20 protein-coding genes are annotated in these 17,243 nt (G+C 35.6%); all 20 read right to left on the bottom strand.

Annotated features, from left to right (window positions below):
* Positions 1-86: 86 nt before the first annotated feature.
* Positions 87-830, bottom strand: a complete 744-nt coding sequence (locus ACM9HF_RS02505; RefSeq protein ID WP_473614142.1) for a metallophosphoesterase family protein — start codon at positions 828-830, stop codon at positions 87-89.
* Between the two features lie 445 nt (positions 831-1,275).
* The gene (locus ACM9HF_RS02500; protein ID WP_473614141.1) at positions 1,276-1,839 is read right to left on the bottom strand and encodes a GNAT family N-acetyltransferase; all 564 of its coding nucleotides are present in this window, start codon (positions 1,837-1,839) and stop codon (positions 1,276-1,278) included.
* 115 nt (positions 1,840-1,954) lie between these two features.
* Positions 1,955-3,037: an outer membrane protein assembly factor BamB family protein gene (locus ACM9HF_RS02495; RefSeq protein WP_473614140.1), complete on the bottom strand. Its 1,083-nt coding sequence runs from the start codon at positions 3,035-3,037 to the stop codon at positions 1,955-1,957.
* A 460-nt stretch (positions 3,038-3,497) separates the two neighbouring features.
* Complete coding sequence (locus tag ACM9HF_RS02490; RefSeq protein WP_473614139.1) at positions 3,498-3,776, bottom strand: hypothetical protein; 279 nt, start codon at positions 3,774-3,776, stop codon at positions 3,498-3,500.
* Positions 3,777-3,877: 101 nt separating this feature from the next.
* Complete coding sequence (locus ACM9HF_RS02485; RefSeq protein WP_473614138.1) at positions 3,878-4,633, bottom strand: hypothetical protein; 756 nt, start codon at positions 4,631-4,633, stop codon at positions 3,878-3,880.
* A gap of 462 nt (positions 4,634-5,095) precedes the next feature.
* Positions 5,096-5,545 (bottom strand): hypothetical protein, encoded by a 450-nt coding sequence (locus tag ACM9HF_RS02480; RefSeq protein WP_473614137.1) that lies wholly within the window; start codon positions 5,543-5,545, stop codon positions 5,096-5,098.
* Positions 5,546-5,686: 141 nt separating this feature from the next.
* Positions 5,687-5,905 (bottom strand): BrnA antitoxin family protein, encoded by a 219-nt coding sequence (locus ACM9HF_RS02475; protein ID WP_101342692.1) that lies wholly within the window; start codon positions 5,903-5,905, stop codon positions 5,687-5,689.
* A 2-nt stretch (positions 5,906-5,907) separates the two neighbouring features.
* Positions 5,908-6,192: a BrnT family toxin gene (locus tag ACM9HF_RS02470; RefSeq protein ID WP_473614136.1), complete on the bottom strand. Its 285-nt coding sequence runs from the start codon at positions 6,190-6,192 to the stop codon at positions 5,908-5,910.
* A gap of 487 nt (positions 6,193-6,679) precedes the next feature.
* Positions 6,680-6,946, bottom strand: coding sequence for a hypothetical protein (locus tag ACM9HF_RS02465; protein ID WP_473614135.1), 267 nt, complete (start codon positions 6,944-6,946; stop codon positions 6,680-6,682).
* Between the two features lie 83 nt (positions 6,947-7,029).
* On the bottom strand, positions 7,030-7,839 hold the full coding sequence (locus ACM9HF_RS02460) for a DUF3592 domain-containing protein (RefSeq protein ID WP_473614134.1): 810 nt from the start codon (positions 7,837-7,839) through the stop codon (positions 7,030-7,032).
* 459 nt (positions 7,840-8,298) lie between these two features.
* The gene (locus ACM9HF_RS02455; protein ID WP_473614133.1) at positions 8,299-8,643 is read right to left on the bottom strand and encodes a hypothetical protein; all 345 of its coding nucleotides are present in this window, start codon (positions 8,641-8,643) and stop codon (positions 8,299-8,301) included.
* A 448-nt stretch (positions 8,644-9,091) separates the two neighbouring features.
* Positions 9,092-9,508, bottom strand: coding sequence for a hypothetical protein (locus tag ACM9HF_RS02450; protein WP_473614132.1), 417 nt, complete (start codon positions 9,506-9,508; stop codon positions 9,092-9,094).
* Between the two features lie 799 nt (positions 9,509-10,307).
* Entirely contained in the window at positions 10,308-10,694 is a 387-nt protein-coding gene (locus tag ACM9HF_RS02445; RefSeq protein ID WP_473614131.1) for a hypothetical protein, read from the bottom strand.
* Positions 10,695-10,908: 214 nt separating this feature from the next.
* Positions 10,909-11,049: a hypothetical protein gene (locus ACM9HF_RS02440; RefSeq protein ID WP_473614130.1), complete on the bottom strand. Its 141-nt coding sequence runs from the start codon at positions 11,047-11,049 to the stop codon at positions 10,909-10,911.
* Between the two features lie 120 nt (positions 11,050-11,169).
* The gene (locus ACM9HF_RS02435; protein ID WP_473614129.1) at positions 11,170-11,859 is read right to left on the bottom strand and encodes a hypothetical protein; all 690 of its coding nucleotides are present in this window, start codon (positions 11,857-11,859) and stop codon (positions 11,170-11,172) included.
* 463 nt (positions 11,860-12,322) lie between these two features.
* Entirely contained in the window at positions 12,323-13,054 is a 732-nt protein-coding gene (locus ACM9HF_RS02430; protein ID WP_473614128.1) for an SDR family oxidoreductase, read from the bottom strand.
* Between the two features lie 775 nt (positions 13,055-13,829).
* Positions 13,830-14,246, bottom strand: coding sequence for a hypothetical protein (locus ACM9HF_RS02425; RefSeq protein WP_473614127.1), 417 nt, complete (start codon positions 14,244-14,246; stop codon positions 13,830-13,832).
* Positions 14,247-14,347: 101 nt separating this feature from the next.
* Positions 14,348-14,842 carry a hypothetical protein gene (locus tag ACM9HF_RS02420; protein ID WP_473614126.1) on the bottom strand — a complete coding sequence of 165 codons (495 nt, stop codon included), beginning with the start codon at positions 14,840-14,842 and terminating at the stop codon, positions 14,348-14,350.
* A complete protein-coding gene (locus ACM9HF_RS02415) occupies positions 14,823-15,170 on the bottom strand; it encodes a hypothetical protein (RefSeq protein ID WP_473614125.1) in 348 nt (115 codons plus the stop codon). Before ACM9HF_RS02415 ends, ACM9HF_RS02420 begins: the two co-directional genes overlap by 20 nt.
* A gap of 718 nt (positions 15,171-15,888) precedes the next feature.
* Positions 15,889-17,211 carry an IS4 family transposase gene (locus ACM9HF_RS02410; protein WP_473614124.1) on the bottom strand — a complete coding sequence of 441 codons (1,323 nt, stop codon included), beginning with the start codon at positions 17,209-17,211 and terminating at the stop codon, positions 15,889-15,891.
* Between the last annotated feature and the right edge of the window lie 32 nt (positions 17,212-17,243).

Raw genomic sequence — 17,243 nt, 5'->3', positions numbered from 1 at the left:
CGCTTTGCTAAGCGGCTAAAAATTGTTGGCTAAAATAGCGAGGAACGAGCAAAAGCCAACTGTTTTTTGTCCGTTTAAGCAACTTGTTATATCCGTCTTCCCGTTGATAAAAAGTGAACCCAATCACTACGGTTTCTTTTTTTACTTTCATTTACAGCACGATGATAATCATAAGGAACTTTGATGTTTTGAACGATCCACTTAGAATCAACCTTTTCAACTATTGAATATGATGCGTGATGCGTAAAGTTTTCCATAGAGTGTACTACAGGCTCTTCATCTGTATATGCTTGTAGACCAACACTTCCAGGATTAACAATAAGTTGACCACTACTCAAGTTTACAGCTCTAGGCGTATGTGTGTGACCACAGCATATTAGCTTAGATTTTTGACCCGCAAGTAAATCTAATATTACGTTATCTGAACGTAGTAAAGCATAACCTTTACTCACATCTTCCAATAAATAAACCAAGTCATTTTTTGGTGTGCCATGACAAAAATATACATCTTCATTAACTTGCTTATCAAAAGGTAGTGATTTCATCCACTCTAATGGTTTAGAACCTAAATCATCCAAAATAAATTGCATGGTTGGGTTTGATTCTATTTCTTCTTCCGTAGATTCGTAAATTTGACGATCTTGATTACCTGAAATTGTAATAAAATCATGTTCCATCAAAAGTTCAAAAGTAGCCTTAGGGGCAACTGGGCCATAAAGAATATCACCAAGATTTGCTTTTAAATCTACGGAATGCCTTTTTACATCCTTAATGACAGCATCAAGGGCGAAAACGTTACTATGAATGTCTGATAATACGGCAATCTTCATTAGATACTCTTAGGATATAACGCCCAATTAATGGGCTTTTATTGCTGGCTAAAATTTGCGAGGGACGAGCACAGCCAGCTGTAAAAGTCCCGTTGAATTGCTTGTTATATGCCTGATAAATTTAAACTTAATGACTGAAGTTTAAAGTAAAAGACGGTAGTAATAAATGCACTATAAATTGAGCTACCCACAAATGCCAGAACGAAATAATAGCTTTGTTACATTACGCAGTAATAAAAACAACAAAGCTTATTAGTGACTATTGAAAACTATAATAGCGAAACCCGTAGCAGCGCTTAAAAAATACGTTTGATCACAATATTTTTAGCTAAACCCACCATACTATTTGAGTGCATATAACGCCTCATTCAGAGGCTAAAAATTGTTGGCTAAAATAGCGAGGCACGAGCAATAGCCAGCTTTTTTAGTCCTTTGCAATTACTTGTTAGGCAACATTTTTCGCCCAACTATCTCGTAAAATTTTAAACAAACAGTGCTCTTTAAAGCGACTATCATCTGGGACATCAGGATGTTCGAATGTAACACCAGTGTTTAACATGTTGATTCTCTCCATTACTGCTAACGAAGAATAGTTATTCTGAACAGCAAAAGAAACAATTTCTTGTAACTCAAGCTCTTCAAAGCCAACTTTAAGAGCTGCCAACGCTGCTTCTGTGGCGTATCCTCGCCCCCATTGCGGTCTCGCAAGTCGCCAAAGAATTTCTACACATGGCGAGAAAGGTAATTTTGAAGAAGACGAAAATAGCCCCACAATGCCTATGAACTCTTTTGAGCCAATATGCTCTACAGCCCAAACACCCCATCCGTTTTGTGCGATTAGTGATTCACATTTTTTGGCGATGGCATCGCTTTCATTTCGATTCAAAGTCTTTGGGAAAAACTTCATTACTTGAGGATCTGACGACATTGCGAAAAATGGCTCTAAGTCATTAGAAGTCCACTGGCGCAGTTGAAGTCGCTCTGTTTTTGGCTCAATTATTCTGACCATACTGCGAACTATCCTGTTGTTGCCTAACGCCTCACTAAGAGGCAAATAATAGTTGGTTAAAATAAGCGACGAAGGAGCAAAAACCAACTGTTATTTGTCCTGCTTGAGTGACTTGTTATGCTGAATGAACACTAATCATCCCAGGTTTATAATTTAAAAATAGCTCCCTAGACTCTGTATAAAGTCCACCAGAACCATCCCATAGCCCAAACTCATAGTGAGTTTCATCGACTTTAGGTGAATTATCTATAGTAGTTTCTAATTTACCTGTACGGATATTTAATACATCAACGATGTAGCCAGAGTCATTTTCATATAGGATAAAAATTGTATCGTCATCTTTTTTCCAAATTTTTTGGATTCCCTTTAACTCAAGCTTCCAACATTTCTTATCTTTTAATAGATCGAAACAAGTTAAAATATTATTTTCTAGGGATTCAAATATAATAAAGTAATTATTAATTAGTAGTTGATTAGGTTTTCGTCCTGCCTTTTTTTTAAACTTTTTAATGGCTAATCTAGATTCAATATCAAATATAGTTATATTGCCCCCATAACCAGCACAAACAAGCCTATCATTATGGAACAGCGGTGTCGCTCCGACAGCCCAGCCTCCACTGTATTTAAACTCTCCAAGAACAGTTAAGCTTTCATAATCCAATTCCAATATTTTAGAATTACTGGTCGACACATAAAGCTTACGTTTATGAGATATAACTGGTGAATCAAACCATTTAACCCGCGGTTTTATACTTTGTTTAACTTTACCTGATGATGTTTCAAGCTCAATTAACTCACCTCCATTACTTAAAAAAAGCCGTTCTGATACGCTCGATAACCTTCCACCTGAAGAGTATTTAAATTTAGGTTTTTTAGACCATAAAATCTCGCCATTGGAGCTATTGATAGCAAGGATTTCATTCGAAGAGCTGGCATACAAAGTATTATTAATTCTGACTGGCGAAGTAAATATTGAATTGAAATGTTCTTCAGTTTTAAGCTCAACAACCCACGATATGGAGTGTTGTGTTAAATCGAATGAGCAAATATAACAAGACATCCCTCTCCCACCATTTGTTCTAGGTTCTTGAAGGTTTATTGCAAAATATAAACTCTTTCCTGAATTGAGGAGAAATGAAGGTTGAAGATCCATTTCAATAGGAGTGTTCTTAATAATATCTTTAAGTAATATATCCAAGTGCGAGAATATCCTGATTCAGCATAACGCCCAATTAATCGGCTTTTATTGCTGGCTAAAATTGCGAGGAACGAGCACAGCCAGCTGTAAAAGTCCCGTTGAATTGCTTGTTATATGCCTGACAAACCTAAACATAAATACACAAGCGACTAGTAAAAGATGGTAGTAATAAACGCACTATAAATTGAGCTACCCACAAATGCCAGTACGAAATAATAGCTTTGTTACATTACGTAGTAATAAAAACAACAAAGCTTATTAGTGACTATTGGAAAACCTTAATAGCGAAACCGAAGCAACGTGTACAAAAGTATTTTTGATAAAAACATTTTTAGCTAAACAAACCATACTATTTGAGTGCATATAACGCCCAAATAACGGGCTAAAAATAGCTGGTAAAATAGCGACGCAGGAGCAAAACCAGCTGTTTTTAGTCCTGTTGATTTTCTTGTTATGTGTATTATAAATCAAAGCTTGAATCAGAGTTTTTAAAAATACTTCCTATCCCTCTGATGCTTGTTACTAGAATACGAAAAGGTAAATCAACTACATACTCTAATAAATCGTACCAATGACTTTCATCGTCAAATTTAGGCGGCCACATATAATGAGCTAAGACATAGCCTAATATTGAAGCAATTAGTAGCAACCAATCAAAACCATAAAATATAAGATCAAATACAAAATATGAACTCATTATAAAAAATGATGTTGATAAAAAAACTCTGAAGTTATTCATACTTCCCTATACATATAACGCCCAATTAATGGGCTTTTATTGCTGGCTAAAATTGCGAGGAACGAGCACAGCCAGCTGTAAAAGTCCCGTTGAATTGCTTGTTATACGGTTTTTACATTACATTCCGCGTGTTCTTTAATTAGAAAAGCATATGCTAGTAGATAGCTAACTAAATACCGATATATGTCATGGTAACGAGGTAATAAATCGTTATCAATTATCGGTTGTTCAACGATATAGACCTTTCCATTAAATATAAATTGTTGAATAAAATCTTCGTGTTCAAGGCGATCATTATTGATGCCAGACTCTTCGATAACCTTATTAATAAAGGCATTAGGTTCTAATATACAGCCTTGCATATGAACAATTGAATGTCTTAGCTTCTCTACTAATATAACAGCGATTTTAAGGTGAATCTTAAATTTATTTCTTTTTTCACTTTCATTTAACTGAGGATAATTTTCACTAAAATAAGCTAATACTTTATTTAATTTCCGTGGTGCTGTTTTAGTTGTTAACACCTCATATGAATAATTTACATAACTTTCGAATTTTTCGAATGCATTCGCCAACAACCAACAATACTGATTGTTTTTTTGTTGCATAGTTAAACTTTTTAAGTCAGAAATACTGGTTTTACGAAACTCATATTTTTCAACTTTACCTGAAAATGGATTGTCAAACCCAAAAGCATAATTACCTACAACGGAATCAGGTGATTTATTTTTTTCAAATTCATTAAGAATATCGAATTCTCTTTTAAACGCAGCATTCGCAACTTGTTGAATTAAATTGATATCAGCTAAGTCTTTTAATAAGTCATTGTAAGATGATTTTATCGACGCATGATGCATAATTTTCGAACCGTATAACGCCCAATTAATGGGCTTTTATTGCTGGCTATAATTTGCGAGGAACGAGCACAGCCAGCTGTAAAAGTCCCGTTGAATTGCTTGTTATATGCCTGATAAAACTGAACTTAAATACAAAAGTTAGAAGTAAAAGACGGTAGTAATAAACGCACTATAAATTGAGCTACCCACAAATACCAGAACGAAATAATAGCTTTGTTACATTACGCAGTAATAAAAACAACAAAGCTTATTAGTGACTATTGAAAAACTACAATAGCGAAACCCGTAGCAGCGTTTACAAAAGTACTTTTGGTAAAAACAATTTTAACTAAAACACCCAACTACATGAATTGCATATAACGCTTTGCTAAGCGGCTAAAAATGGCTGGCTATAATAGCGAGGAACGAAGCACAGCCAGCTGTTTGTGTCCGTTTAAGCAACTTGTTAGTGAGCAACTTCACCTATGTGCAGTCTCTTGATATTTCATACATATAGCACAACACAAACAATAGTATTTCTTGTATATTTTGATCATTGGTGTCTGAGTAGATTTTATGTACTTCTTCCCACGGGAAAAGACTTACCTTGAACTCATAAGTACCTATATCTTTATTCCTAGATTGAATTGTCCATGTGTCAGAAAATAGTTTTTGTTTAGCTAAAACTAGTTGGTTCCCACCTAACAATTCAAATTGATAATTTTTAAGTCTGAGTATTTTTAATTTTAATTTAACAGTGTTACGTCTAAATAATAAGTCATTTTTATTTGAGTAAATACGATTACCATTTGAATGTAACGTAACATCAGGTATATCACCAAAAGAAAACCTTCCAGTGATTTGTGTAGAGAAACGCACATAACATGCAGAAAAAATTCTAATCTCTCTTATAAGTGAAGCTAATTCATTCATATTTTAATCTAAAGGCTAAATTTACTCTCAATACTTTTTTGCTCACTAACGCCTTGCTAAGCGGCTAAGTACAATTTGCTATAATGCGCGAAGCGCGAGCAAACTGTACGTGTCCGTTTAAGCAACTTGTTAGAGCTACGACTACGCATGCCAGTTAATATCTATTTTTTTATGTGTCGCAACACAGTCTCGAAGATATAAATTTATTAGGCTTTGGTAAGGAACACCTGATTCCTCAGCCATGCCTTTAAAGTAAGATATAACATCTTCTCCAAGACGCATAGTTACAGGTTTTTTTAATTTACTTGCGTAAGGATTTTTACGCGATTTCATTGCGGATAAATCATATTCATCTTTCATTATTAATGCCCTCGCTGGTAATTTTTACTTTCGTTCTTCGTTGCTTTTCGAGCAGAGATAACTCTAATAGTATTCCCATCGTCACGTTCACAGTGACAAACAAGTAATAAATTAGTTTCATTGCTCATTCCAAGCATCAAAAATCGGTCTTCCGTATCGGAGTTCTCTTGATCAAAGAATTGTACGGCAAAATCATCAAAAAATACGGATTTAGCTTCTTCGAAAGAAACACCGTGTTTTTTGATATTTGTTACAGCTTTAGCTGCATTCCATTCGAATTTTATCATATGTACATTGTATGTACGTAGGAGGGGAATGTCAAAGTAGTTCTAACGCCCAATTAATGGGCTTTTATTGCTGGCTAACATTGCGAGGAACGAGCACAGCCAGCTGTAAAAGTCCCGTTGAATTGCTTGTTATATGCCTGACAAACCTAAACATAAATACACAAGCGACTAGTAAAAGATGGTAGTAATAAACGCACTATAAATTGAGCTACCCACAAATGCCAGTACGAAATAATAGCTTTGTTACATTACGAAGTAATAAAAACAACAAAGCTTATTAGTGACTATTGGAAAACTATAATAGCGAAACCCGTAGCAACGTTTACAAAAGTACGTTTGATAACAATATTTTTAGCTAAACCAACAATACAATTTGAGTGCATATAACGCCTCATTCAGAGGCAATAAAATAGCTGGTTAAAATTAGCGAGGCACGAGCAAAAACCAGCTGTTTTTTGTCCTGCTGAAATGACTTGTTAGCCGTACTTCACTCTAAAAAATCATTTATCCAAGAAATATGACTTTTATTAACCGCTTTAAATGGTATTAAAGAGTTAAAATCTAATTCCCAGCGTTTAAATAGAATAAACAATTGATTAATTGTGTCCTGTTTCACAGGTTCATTTAGCTCAATAAACAAATCTAAACCTTGGCCTGATACGCTATGATAATCTGGTAATGAGTATATCCATTCAAAGAATTTATTTTCGTCAACTGGCTCCCAAAACGTTGGGCCTTGTACTACGATTCTCACGATAACTCCTGTACGGCTAACGCCTCACTAAGAGGCAAATAATAGTTGGTTAAAATAAGCGACGAAGGAGCAAAAACCAACTGTTATTTGTCCTGCTTGAGTGACTTGTTATATTTTTTCAGCTCTTTCTCTACTAGCATGTGACATGCTTTAGTAACTGTTTTTGGATAGTTTTTTGAACTAGGATGTTCGAAGCTACATACTAACTGTACAGCCTTTGAACTTTTACTGTTTGAAAAAAAATCCTCTTTAACTGTGAGCTGAAACCCCTCATCCATTGCCATAGGTGTTATATAATTATATTCCTTCTGAATTTTTGCCTTTATATCACTACCTAATAAATTAGCTCTAATCGAGTTTGCAACTTTAAGTTTTTCTATTTTAGGCGCATCTAATTCAATAGGGATCATTACTTCTGCATAAAGATTTGAGTTTTGAGATGATACATAACTCCAAAAATTCCAGCCCGCCGGTACCCAAAAATAAAATCCAAAAATTAAGAAGCCTAACAAATATAAATGATGAACTCTTATTCCTGGAGCTAAAATTGATTTAGAAGGTTTTCTGGGGTTAACGTACACGTCGACTTTCCAACCTTTACCGTACGCCCCTAAAATATCTTCTGCCTGCGACTTTATATTACTACTCCCAACCGCCACAGCGACATAATCGTTAATATATTTCCTCCCATCATAGAAGTACTCATACTCAATTTCAGGACCGTACATCATGTCTCCATCAGAATCATAAGTTCCTTTTAATTCAGATTTAGTGATTACAGCTTCTGTCTTATGCCAGAGATAAGATCGATAACTAAACAACAAGAACAGTAAATAAATAGCAATCGCTATATTTATTAAAGCAGAGATTACAACTCCGCCATCAAACTCCATACGCCGACCTCAAGAAAAATATAACGCCCAATTAATGGGCTTTTATTGCTGGCTAAAATTGCGAGGAACGAGCACAGCCAGCTGTAAAAGTCCCGTTGAATTGCTTGTTATATGCCTGATAAACCTGAACTTAAATACATAAGCAACTAGTAAAAACCGGTAGTAATAAACGCACTATAAATTGAGCTACCCACAAATGCCAGAACGAAATAATAGCTTTGCCACAAAAGTCTCTTTAAAAAGGCAAAGCTTATTAGTGACTAGTGAAAAACTACAATAGCGAAACTCGTAATAGCACATAAAAAAGTAAGAGTTAACAAACAAATTTTTAGCTAAAGCCCCCTACTTCATGAATTGCATATAACGCCTCGTTAAGAGGCAAAAAATTGTTGGCTAATATTAGCGACGAAGGAGCAAAAGCCAACTGTTTTTTGTCCTTTTAAACGACTTGTTAGAGTTTCATTGCTCTGATTTTAAAAATCTTTGGTAGTGATTTTCCACGTCACCTTTGGATAACAATTTACCCTCAGACTCTCTATCTAGCAAAGTTTCCATGTAAGAGAGTATATTTTCGTGAGTTAACTCTTTTTGATTTGGAAAAAATTCATTAGGTGCGATTTTAAAATCCAACCAACTTCCGTCGTCGTCAAATGCAATATGAGAACCCCATTTTGAAATGAATAATTCACCATCACGATCATCAAGCACGATACTTACTTCGTAATAATAAGAGTCCTCATCAAATGATTCTGAATATGGAAACTCTTCGCCATTTTCACTGACGATGATTTTATCGTATGACATGAAGAAACTCTAACGCCCAATTAATGGGCTTTTATTGCTGGCTATAATTGCGAGGAACGAGCACAGCCAGCTGTAAAAGTCCCGTTGAATTGCTTGTTATATGCCTGATAAACCTGAACTAAAATACAAAAGCCGGAAGTAAAAGACGGTAGTAATAAACACACTATAAATTGAGCTACCCACAAATGCTAGAACGAAATAATAGCTTTGTTACATTACGCAGTAATAAAAACAACAAAGCTTATTAGTGACTAGTGAAAAACGACAATAGCGAAACTCATAGCAGCGTTTACAAAAGCACCTTTGATAAAAACATTTTTAGCTAAACCAACCATACTATTTGAGTGCATATAACGCCCCATTAAGAGGCTAAAAATAGTAGGCTATAATCGAGCGAAGCGAAGAGCCTGCTGTTTTAGTCCTACTTGAATGGCTTGTTAGCTATTTATTATAATTCATCCGATATTTTCTTAGATATAAATTTATAAAAAAATAAAATTGAATCTCCGTCACCATTGTACAAGTGCTTTTCTGCCTTAGCATGAGGGGAAGCCATTACCCCTTCCTTTAAATTTATACCCATATCCCCTTCAGGATAGTAAGCCCAGTTACCACCTAGGTTTGATATGAGTGCTTCTCCTAGAAAAGTACCAATAAGACTTACCAGTTTATCTTTTGAATCATCATCCGCTTGATCACGAACAGTATTAATAAAGTTATCTAATACCTCTATAGATTCGATGTTATATCCAAGTTCAAAGTCATATTGTTCTTCAAACATATTTTTAGTATATGAAACATATGCATTGAGAGCATCCAATGCTTCACCGGTTACTGGTTGATACGTGTTTTTTACTTCGGTCATACACTTCTCCTTGTTATAAAACTAAAATAGCCAACGCCCAATTAATGGGCTTTTATTGCTGGCTAAATTTGCGAGGAACGAGCACAGCCAGCTGTAAAAGTCCCGTTGAATTGCTTGTTATATGCCTGATAAACCTAAACTTAAATACAAAAGTTAGAAGTAAAAGACGGTAGTAATAAATGAACTATAAATTGAGCTACTCACAAATGCTAGTACGAAATAATAGCTTTGCCAACAAAGTCTTTTAAATACGCAAAGCTTATTAGTTACTATTGGAAAACTACAATAGCGAAACTCGTAGCAGCGTTTACAAAAGTAAAAGTTAATAACCGAATTATTAGCTAAAGCACCCTACTACATGAATTGCATATAACGCCCAATTAATGGGCTTTTATTGCTGGCTAAAATTGCGAGGAACGAGCACAGCCAGCTGTAAAAGTCCCGTTGAATTTCTTGTTATATGCCTGATAAACCTAAACATAAATACACAAGCAACTAGTAAAAGGCGGTAGTAATAACCACACTATAAATTGAGCTACCCACAAAAGCCAGAACGAAATAATAGCTTTGCCACAAAAGTCTCTTTAACAAGGCAAAGCTTATTAGTGGCTATTGAAAAACGATAATAGCGAAACCCGTAGCAGCGTTTACAAAAGTAAAAGTTAATAACCAAATTATTAGCTAAAGCACCCTACTTCATGAATTGCATATAACGCCTCATTCAGAGGCTAAAAATTGTTGGCCAAAATGGCGAGGCACGAGCAACGGCCAGCTGTTTTTAGTCCTTTGCAATGCCTTGTTAGAGTTTTTTTGATAGCGTCTTGTATTGACAAAAATACACGGCAGCTGAATATAAACCTACCAGCATAAAATACAAACCAGATTTAGAGCGTATCATATTGCTAGATATAAAATCAGGCAATGAAAATATTAAAAAGAAAACTGCTATACATCCAGAAAATACAGCAATAACCTTTCTGAGAAATTCAAAGTGATAACTTAAAAAGTTAAGAGCTACTAGAAAAAACACATAAATTAAAGTTAAACCATGAACTTCAGCATGACCAAAAAATGCAAGCGACCAAAGCCCTAACAAGATTCCAATACCACCGATTATCGTAGAACATTTATTAATTCCGGAGTCAGGATCTACAAAATTTAATTTATAACGATACTTGTTCGTCAATGAACACTCCAAAACTCTAACGCCCAATTAATGGGCTTTTATTGCTGGCTTATAATGTTGAGGAACGAAACAGCCAGCTGTAAAAGTCCCGTTGAATTGCTTGTTATATGCCTGATAAACCTGAACTTAAATACATAAGTTAAAAGTAAAAGACGGTAGTAATAAATGCACTATAAATTGAGCTACCCACAATTGCCAGAACGAAATAATAGCTTTACCACAAAAATGTCTTTAACAAGGTAAAGCTTATTAGTGACCATTGGAAAACTAGAATAGCGAAACCCGTAGTAGCGTTTACAAAAGCACCTTTGATAAAAACATTTTTAGCTAAACCAACAATACGATTTGAGTGCATATAACGCCCAAATAACAGGCTAAAAAATAGTGGGCTAAAATGAAGCGGAGCGAACAGCCCGCTGTTTTTAGTCCTTGTTGATTTTCTTGTTAGGCATATATTACACCTAGCTGATTATTATTAAATTCTTACACCATTTGCAAAACTGCAATTAGGAAAGAAAGGATAACGATCGACGGGCTTAAGCTCAATAATATTTATTTTACTTACTTTATCAGATTCTACTTTTTGCTCAATTTCAAAGTAAAACCACCAACGTTCGTTAAATGATGTAAATTCTATATAAGGATAACTTCTTATTTTCCAATGTCCTTTGAGATGATCTGTTCGCTCGTGCGTTTTGTTAGCAAAAGTGAGTAGATAGGTGTTATCCTTGTTTATACGAAGGCTCACTAAAGTATCGCAATTTCGACTTTCGTAATCATTAGCTAGATCTTGATTAGCAATTTTATCTTTTTGTTTTATTCCTTCTGGGAGTAAAAACAAACCAACACTATTTTTGCTGTACCAATGATTACCAGACACAAGTGCTTCCACACTAGGAATAGTCCAACCTATTTCAGAAAGTGAATTTATTAAAGTATCTAAAGTTTTATCTCCTTTAATAAATGGAGAATAAAGGAGTGTTGATTGATGAATTGTTTCTGGAAATGAAAGATTATTGGTTACAACGTTAAAGTTAGACTGGTCTAATTTTAAGCTTATTTTTTCTATTTCTATATCAGATAAATAACGCGTATATAAATGAACTTCAGTAGAAGAACACGCCAATAAAGTAATACTAAATATTATAACACTCAAAAATTTCATTAAATCGCATCCCTACGAATATGCCTAACGCCCAATTAATGGGCTTTTATTGCTGGCTAAAATAGCGAGGAACGAGCACAGCCAGCTGTAAAAGTCCCGTTGAATTGCTTGTTATATGCCTGATAAAACTGAACTTAAATACAAAAGTTAGAAGTAAAAAACGGTAGTAATAAACGCACTATAAATTGAGCTACCCACAAATACCAGAACGAAATAATAGCTTTGTTACATTACGCAGTAATAAAAACAACAAAGCTTATTAGTGACTATTGAAAAACCATAATAGCGAAACCCGTAGCAGCGTTTACAAAAGCACCTTTGGTAAAAACATTTTTAGCTAAACCAACCATACTATTTGAGTGCATATAACGCCCTATTAACAGGCAAAAAATTGTTTGCTAAAATGTTGAGGAACGAAAACAGCAAACTGTTTTTTGTCCTTGTTTAATAGCTTGTTATACGGTTATTTCCCACCAGCAACATCGACGAACGTACCTGTGATAAATGATGCTTCATTTGATAGCAGAAACGCAATAGAAGCAGCAACCTCTTTAGGTGTACCACCACGTCGTAAAGGTATTAATGGTTTAACGCGTTCAACTCTATTAGGTTCACCGCCATCTCCATGCATATCAGTATATATAAAGCCGGGTCGAACACAGTTTACCCGAATATTTTGATTAGCAACTTCAAGAGACAAACCAATTGTTAATGTATCAATTGCTCCTTTTGATGAAGCATAGTCCACGTACTCACCAGCAGAGCCTAGCCTTGATGCAGCCGAAGATACATTAACAATTGAACCACCATTTTTCATTCTGTTGATTGCTTCACGACAACACAAAAAATAACTGGTGACATTTGTCGTGAGAATTTTATTAATTCTTTCTGCTGTCATTTCTGACACACGCATTTGCGGTAACAATATACCTGCGTTATTTACTAAATGGGTTATTTGACCTAATGATTTATCTATGGTGTCAAATAAACGAATTACATTATCTTCTTTTGATACATCCGCTTGTACGGCGATAGCCGTACCACCGTCTTTTTCTATGCACGATACAACCTTGGTTGCCTCAGCTTTATTCGAAATATAATTAACGCATACAACATAATTCTGTTTTGCTAGATATTTAGATGTCGCAGCACCGATCCCTCGACTACCGCCCGTAACTAAAACTATCGGCTTCATCAATACTCCGTTTACCGTATAACGCCCAATTAATGGGCTTTTATCGCTGGCTATAATTTGCGAGGAACGAGCGCAGCCAGCTGTAAAAGTCCCGTTGAATTGCTTGTTATATGCCTGATTAACTTTAACTTAATTACTGAAGTTTAAAGTAAAAGACGGTAGTAATAACTGCACTATAAATTGAGCTACCCACAAATGCCAGAACGAAATAATAGCTTTGTTACATTACGTAGTAATAAAAACAACAAAGCTTATTAGTGACTATTGAATAACTACAATAGCGAAACTCGTAGCAGCGTTTACAAAAGTAAGATTGATAACAATATTTTTAGCTAAACCAACCATACTATTTGAGTGCATATAACGCTTTGCTAATGGGCAAAATACCGTTTGCTAAAATTGGCGAGGTACGAGCCGAGCAAACTGTATTTTGTCCTGTTAAGCAACTTGTTATGTGTAAAACCAAGTAAAAAACTTAGCCTGAACAATAACGAAGCTACCCTTAATTAAAATTATCCTTGAGCCATTTAAGCCCAAACGAGAATGAAATAATAGCTTTACCACAAAACTTGTTTTGTAATTGCGTAAAGCTTATTAGTGGTGGCAACCAAACTTATAATGGCGAAACACACCACTTAATTTTTAATATTTCTTTTTTTTTAGTTACAAACATATAACGCCTCATTCAGAGGCAAATAATTGTTGGTTAAAATAGCGAGGCACGAGCAACAACCAACTGTTATTTGTCCTGCTGCAATGCCTTGTTATATGGCGCTTACTTTAACTTTATATAGTCTTTATTTAATAGATAACTTGCAAAACCAAAATACAGGGCACCACCTAGATATGCAACTGGGAAGTGATCAACTAAAGTAATATAAATGGTTAAGCCTATGATTATTAAAAATACAATCAAGCATAACGCAGCCATAACTCTACCAATAATATAAATGTTTTGAGCAAATAACTTTAAGATAAATAAAACAGCCAAACCAATAACATTAACGACTATAATTTTTAAGTCATCTTCGTGAGCGAAGCCTGTATCTGGGTGATAATAAAAAATACCATGTGCAAAAAAGCAGACGACCAGCATTCCCCAAAAACCATATAATACCCAAGTAGATGAATCAAAAAATTCACTAGTTGAGTTAGGTGTTGGAAAAGATGCTTTGTACCGATTCTGATTCAAGTGCACGCGCCTTATAACGCCCAATTAATGGGCTTTTATTGCTGGCTAAAATTTGCGAGGAACGAGCACAGCCAGCTGTAAAAGTCCCGTTGAATTGCTTGTTATATGCCGGATGCCACCGCCCGTACTTTGCAACTATGATACAACTTTTTATCTAGAATCTTACCACTTGGGATTGCTATTGCTATAGTTGCAGAGGTATTTAGAATTACATCTTTATTGGTTGGACTTGTTATATGAAACTCAATTCTGTCTTTATCGAGTTCTAAAACCTCAGCGCAAACCAAGCAACTTTTACCGTAAATTTCGTCAGCGTATACGGCGACTTTATCAAGGGATTTATCTAAAAGAGGTTTATCAATATCCAATTCGATTTCGTTAACACATAGCTCAATAGCTTTTGCGAAATTACAAAATAAACATATTGAAATTAGTGCTAAAAGTTGAATTCTACGCATAGTTCCCTTAGGCATATAACGCCCAGCTAAGCCGCCGGAACGGAGTTGTTTGTTTTGTGCGAGCGTAGCGGAAAAGCACAAAACGAGCAACGCAGTGGAGGTCGGTTTGAGCTGTTTGTTATGTGCTGCTAAGCTCACCAAGTATCTCTCTGATTTCTGATAGACCCTTTTCATTTAGCACGTAGCAACCATCATCGTTTTTGGCTTGAAAATCATCGTACGCCCAAAGAACCTCTACACGCTCTCTGATCTTATCCAACTGCTTATCGAAAATTGGAACACTTAGAAAATCATCCCATAGATCTTCACTCACAACTCCTGATTCCATTTTAAGCAATATAGCTTCAACTTCTTCGCGACTTCTTTCGACTCTCTTTTCGAGCAACTGAGAAAAGAACGCGACACCCGTGCCTATTGCTAACACAGGAAGCCATATTATCCATTTTAATAAATCGAAAACTTTCATTTCATGACTTGCACATAACGCCCAATTAATGGGCTTTTATTGCTGGCTAAAATTTGCGAGGGACGAGCACAGCCAGCTGTAAAAGTCCCGTTGAATTGCTTGTTATATGCCTGATAAACCTAAACATAAATACACAAGCAACTAGTAAAAACCGATAGTAATAAACGCACTATAAATTGAGCTACCCACAAATACCAGAACGAAATAATAGCTTTGCCAACAAAAGTTTTTTAAATAGGCAAAGCTTATTAGTGACTAGTGAAAAACTACAATAGCGAAACTCGTAGCAGCGTTTACAAAAGTAAGGTTGATAACCAAATTGTTAGCTAAGCACCCTGCTTCATGAATTGCATATAACGCCCAATTAATGGGCTTTTATTGCTGGCTATAATTGCGAGGAACGAGCACAGCCAGCTGTAAAAGTCCCGTTGAATTGCTTGTTATATGCCTGATAAACCTAAACATAAATACATAAGCAACTAGTAAAAGATGGTAGTTATAAACGCACTATAAATTGAGCTACCCACAAATGCCAGAACGAAATAATAGCTTTGCCAACAAAAGTCTTTTAAATAGGCAAAGCTTATTAGTGACTATTAAAAAAGGATAATAGCGAAACCCGTAGCAGCACATACAAAAGTAAAAGTTAATAACCCAAAATTAGCTAAAGCACCCTACTACATTAATTGCATATAACGCCCAATTAATGTAATGCCGTTCACTTAAGGTGAGCGGCATTTCTTTTTTTAACAGGGTACCTATTCTTAGAACACTTCAATTCTCGCGGATAACTCCGCTCTCTACGTGCTGGCAATACAAACTGTTTGGCACTTTTGGTTATATCCATAACAAATTTTGACACATTTCCTGGCGAACAAAATGGCAACATAGTCAGTTGATAAATTATGTGCATTGAAGCACCATGAAAACTTAATTGGTTTGGATGTATTGAATCGAGTGACTTTGCCATTAATACCATTTGATAACGGATCAGATTATAAGCGAGTAATATCCCCCACAACTCTTGTTTTATAAGCTCAGGTTGATTACTACGCAAGGTAAATTGGCTATCAAGTAGTGACTGCTTCATTTCTCTAAAACCAAGTTCTATCTCCCACCGATGTCCGTATAAATCGACAATATCAGCGACAGGAAACTTCATTGCATCCGTCATAGACGTTAACACTTCGCACGCTTTACCATTAACCTTTCTCGATACTAATCGAGCTTCAATTGATTCAGGTAATTCAGGAAACTTCTTTCGTGCTTGGGGACAGGCGGTTAAACGAACTATTTTATCTTGGCGTCCTAATGAACGAACAATGTCATATTGTACGTTCTTTTTTAGCGGTATCAGCCAATGACGTGATATTCCCGTGGATTGCCAACGATAAAGTAATCCAAGCGAGTAGAAGCCTCTATCAAATAGTGTCAAGCTATGATCTGGTGTTGTTTCAACTAGCGAGCCAGCTAATTTCATTTCGTTAATATCAACACTATCAAAAGCACTTTGTGTTAATAAATGACTTGTTAATTCCATCTGGCATACCATGCGCACTTGGGGGTAACTTGCCTTGCCATGAGAGTTTCCTGTACGTGCAAAATATTCATTATTTTCTTTTGAGTCAGGTGTTCGCCATACAACGCCATCAACACCTAATAGTGTCAATCCACACCATGTGGGGTGAGTAGACTCCTCATGCCATAGCGATTGTGTTTTATTAAAAATAGATTCTATTGCTTTATGACCAAGTTTCTTTCTTGCTTGTGTTACGGCACTAGGTGCAACATAGGGGGCACCGTTAGGTAGAATGATATCAAGCTGATTAACTAATTGGCGAATAGACATTTTACGAAATAAAGCCATACCAATAACAGCCCACACCATTTGCTCCATAGGAAGCTTGCGCTTCCTTATGGTCGCAATACCTGACTGAGCCAACGCTTCATCAACGATGCTTGGGTCTAATAATTCATTTAATCCTGTAAATTCAGTAAAACTATTTTGTGAAACTTGTGATAAGGCGGTAGAGAGTTGCAAAAGAAAAGGCTCCTGAATAAATTCAGAAGCCT

It is taken from the genome of Colwellia sp. RE-S-Sl-9, from assembly GCF_048296855.1.
Lineage (GTDB): Bacteria > Pseudomonadota > Gammaproteobacteria > Enterobacterales > Alteromonadaceae > Pseudocolwellia.
Note: the sequence above shows the minus strand (reverse complement) of the source record. Positions and strands in the feature narration are given on the sequence as shown.

What these genes read in the sequence shown, in the direction of transcription:
- ACM9HF_RS02455 (WP_473614133.1), bottom strand. Translation starts at nt 8,643, where the DNA reads ATGTCATACGATAAAATCATCGTCAGTGAAAATGGCGAAGAGTTTCCA.
- ACM9HF_RS02490 (WP_473614139.1), bottom strand. Translation starts at nt 3,776, where the DNA reads ATGAATAACTTCAGAGTTTTTTTATCAACATCATTTTTTATAATGAGT.
- ACM9HF_RS02450 (WP_473614132.1), bottom strand. Translation starts at nt 9,508, where the DNA reads ATGACCGAAGTAAAAAACACGTATCAACCAGTAACCGGTGAAGCATTG.
- ACM9HF_RS02440 (WP_473614130.1), bottom strand. Translation starts at nt 11,049, where the DNA reads ATGCACTCAAATCGTATTGTTGGTTTAGCTAAAAATGTTTTTATCAAA.
- ACM9HF_RS02415 (WP_473614125.1), bottom strand. Translation starts at nt 15,170, where the DNA reads ATGAAAGTTTTCGATTTATTAAAATGGATAATATGGCTTCCTGTGTTA.
- ACM9HF_RS02485 (WP_473614138.1), bottom strand. Translation starts at nt 4,633, where the DNA reads ATGCATCATGCGTCGATAAAATCATCTTACAATGACTTATTAAAAGAC.
- ACM9HF_RS02470 (WP_473614136.1), bottom strand. Translation starts at nt 6,192, where the DNA reads ATGATAAAATTCGAATGGAATGCAGCTAAAGCTGTAACAAATATCAAA.
- ACM9HF_RS02505 (WP_473614142.1), bottom strand. Translation starts at nt 830, where the DNA reads ATGAAGATTGCCGTATTATCAGACATTCATAGTAACGTTTTCGCCCTT.
- ACM9HF_RS02460 (WP_473614134.1), bottom strand. Translation starts at nt 7,839, where the DNA reads ATGGAGTTTGATGGCGGAGTTGTAATCTCTGCTTTAATAAATATAGCG.
- ACM9HF_RS02500 (WP_473614141.1), bottom strand. Translation starts at nt 1,839, where the DNA reads ATGGTCAGAATAATTGAGCCAAAAACAGAGCGACTTCAACTGCGCCAG.
- ACM9HF_RS02480 (WP_473614137.1), bottom strand. Translation starts at nt 5,545, where the DNA reads ATGAATGAATTAGCTTCACTTATAAGAGAGATTAGAATTTTTTCTGCA.
- ACM9HF_RS02435 (WP_473614129.1), bottom strand. Translation starts at nt 11,859, where the DNA reads ATGAAATTTTTGAGTGTTATAATATTTAGTATTACTTTATTGGCGTGT.
- ACM9HF_RS02430 (WP_473614128.1), bottom strand. Translation starts at nt 13,054, where the DNA reads ATGAAGCCGATAGTTTTAGTTACGGGCGGTAGTCGAGGGATCGGTGCT.
- ACM9HF_RS02475 (WP_101342692.1), bottom strand. Translation starts at nt 5,905, where the DNA reads ATGAAAGATGAATATGATTTATCCGCAATGAAATCGCGTAAAAATCCT.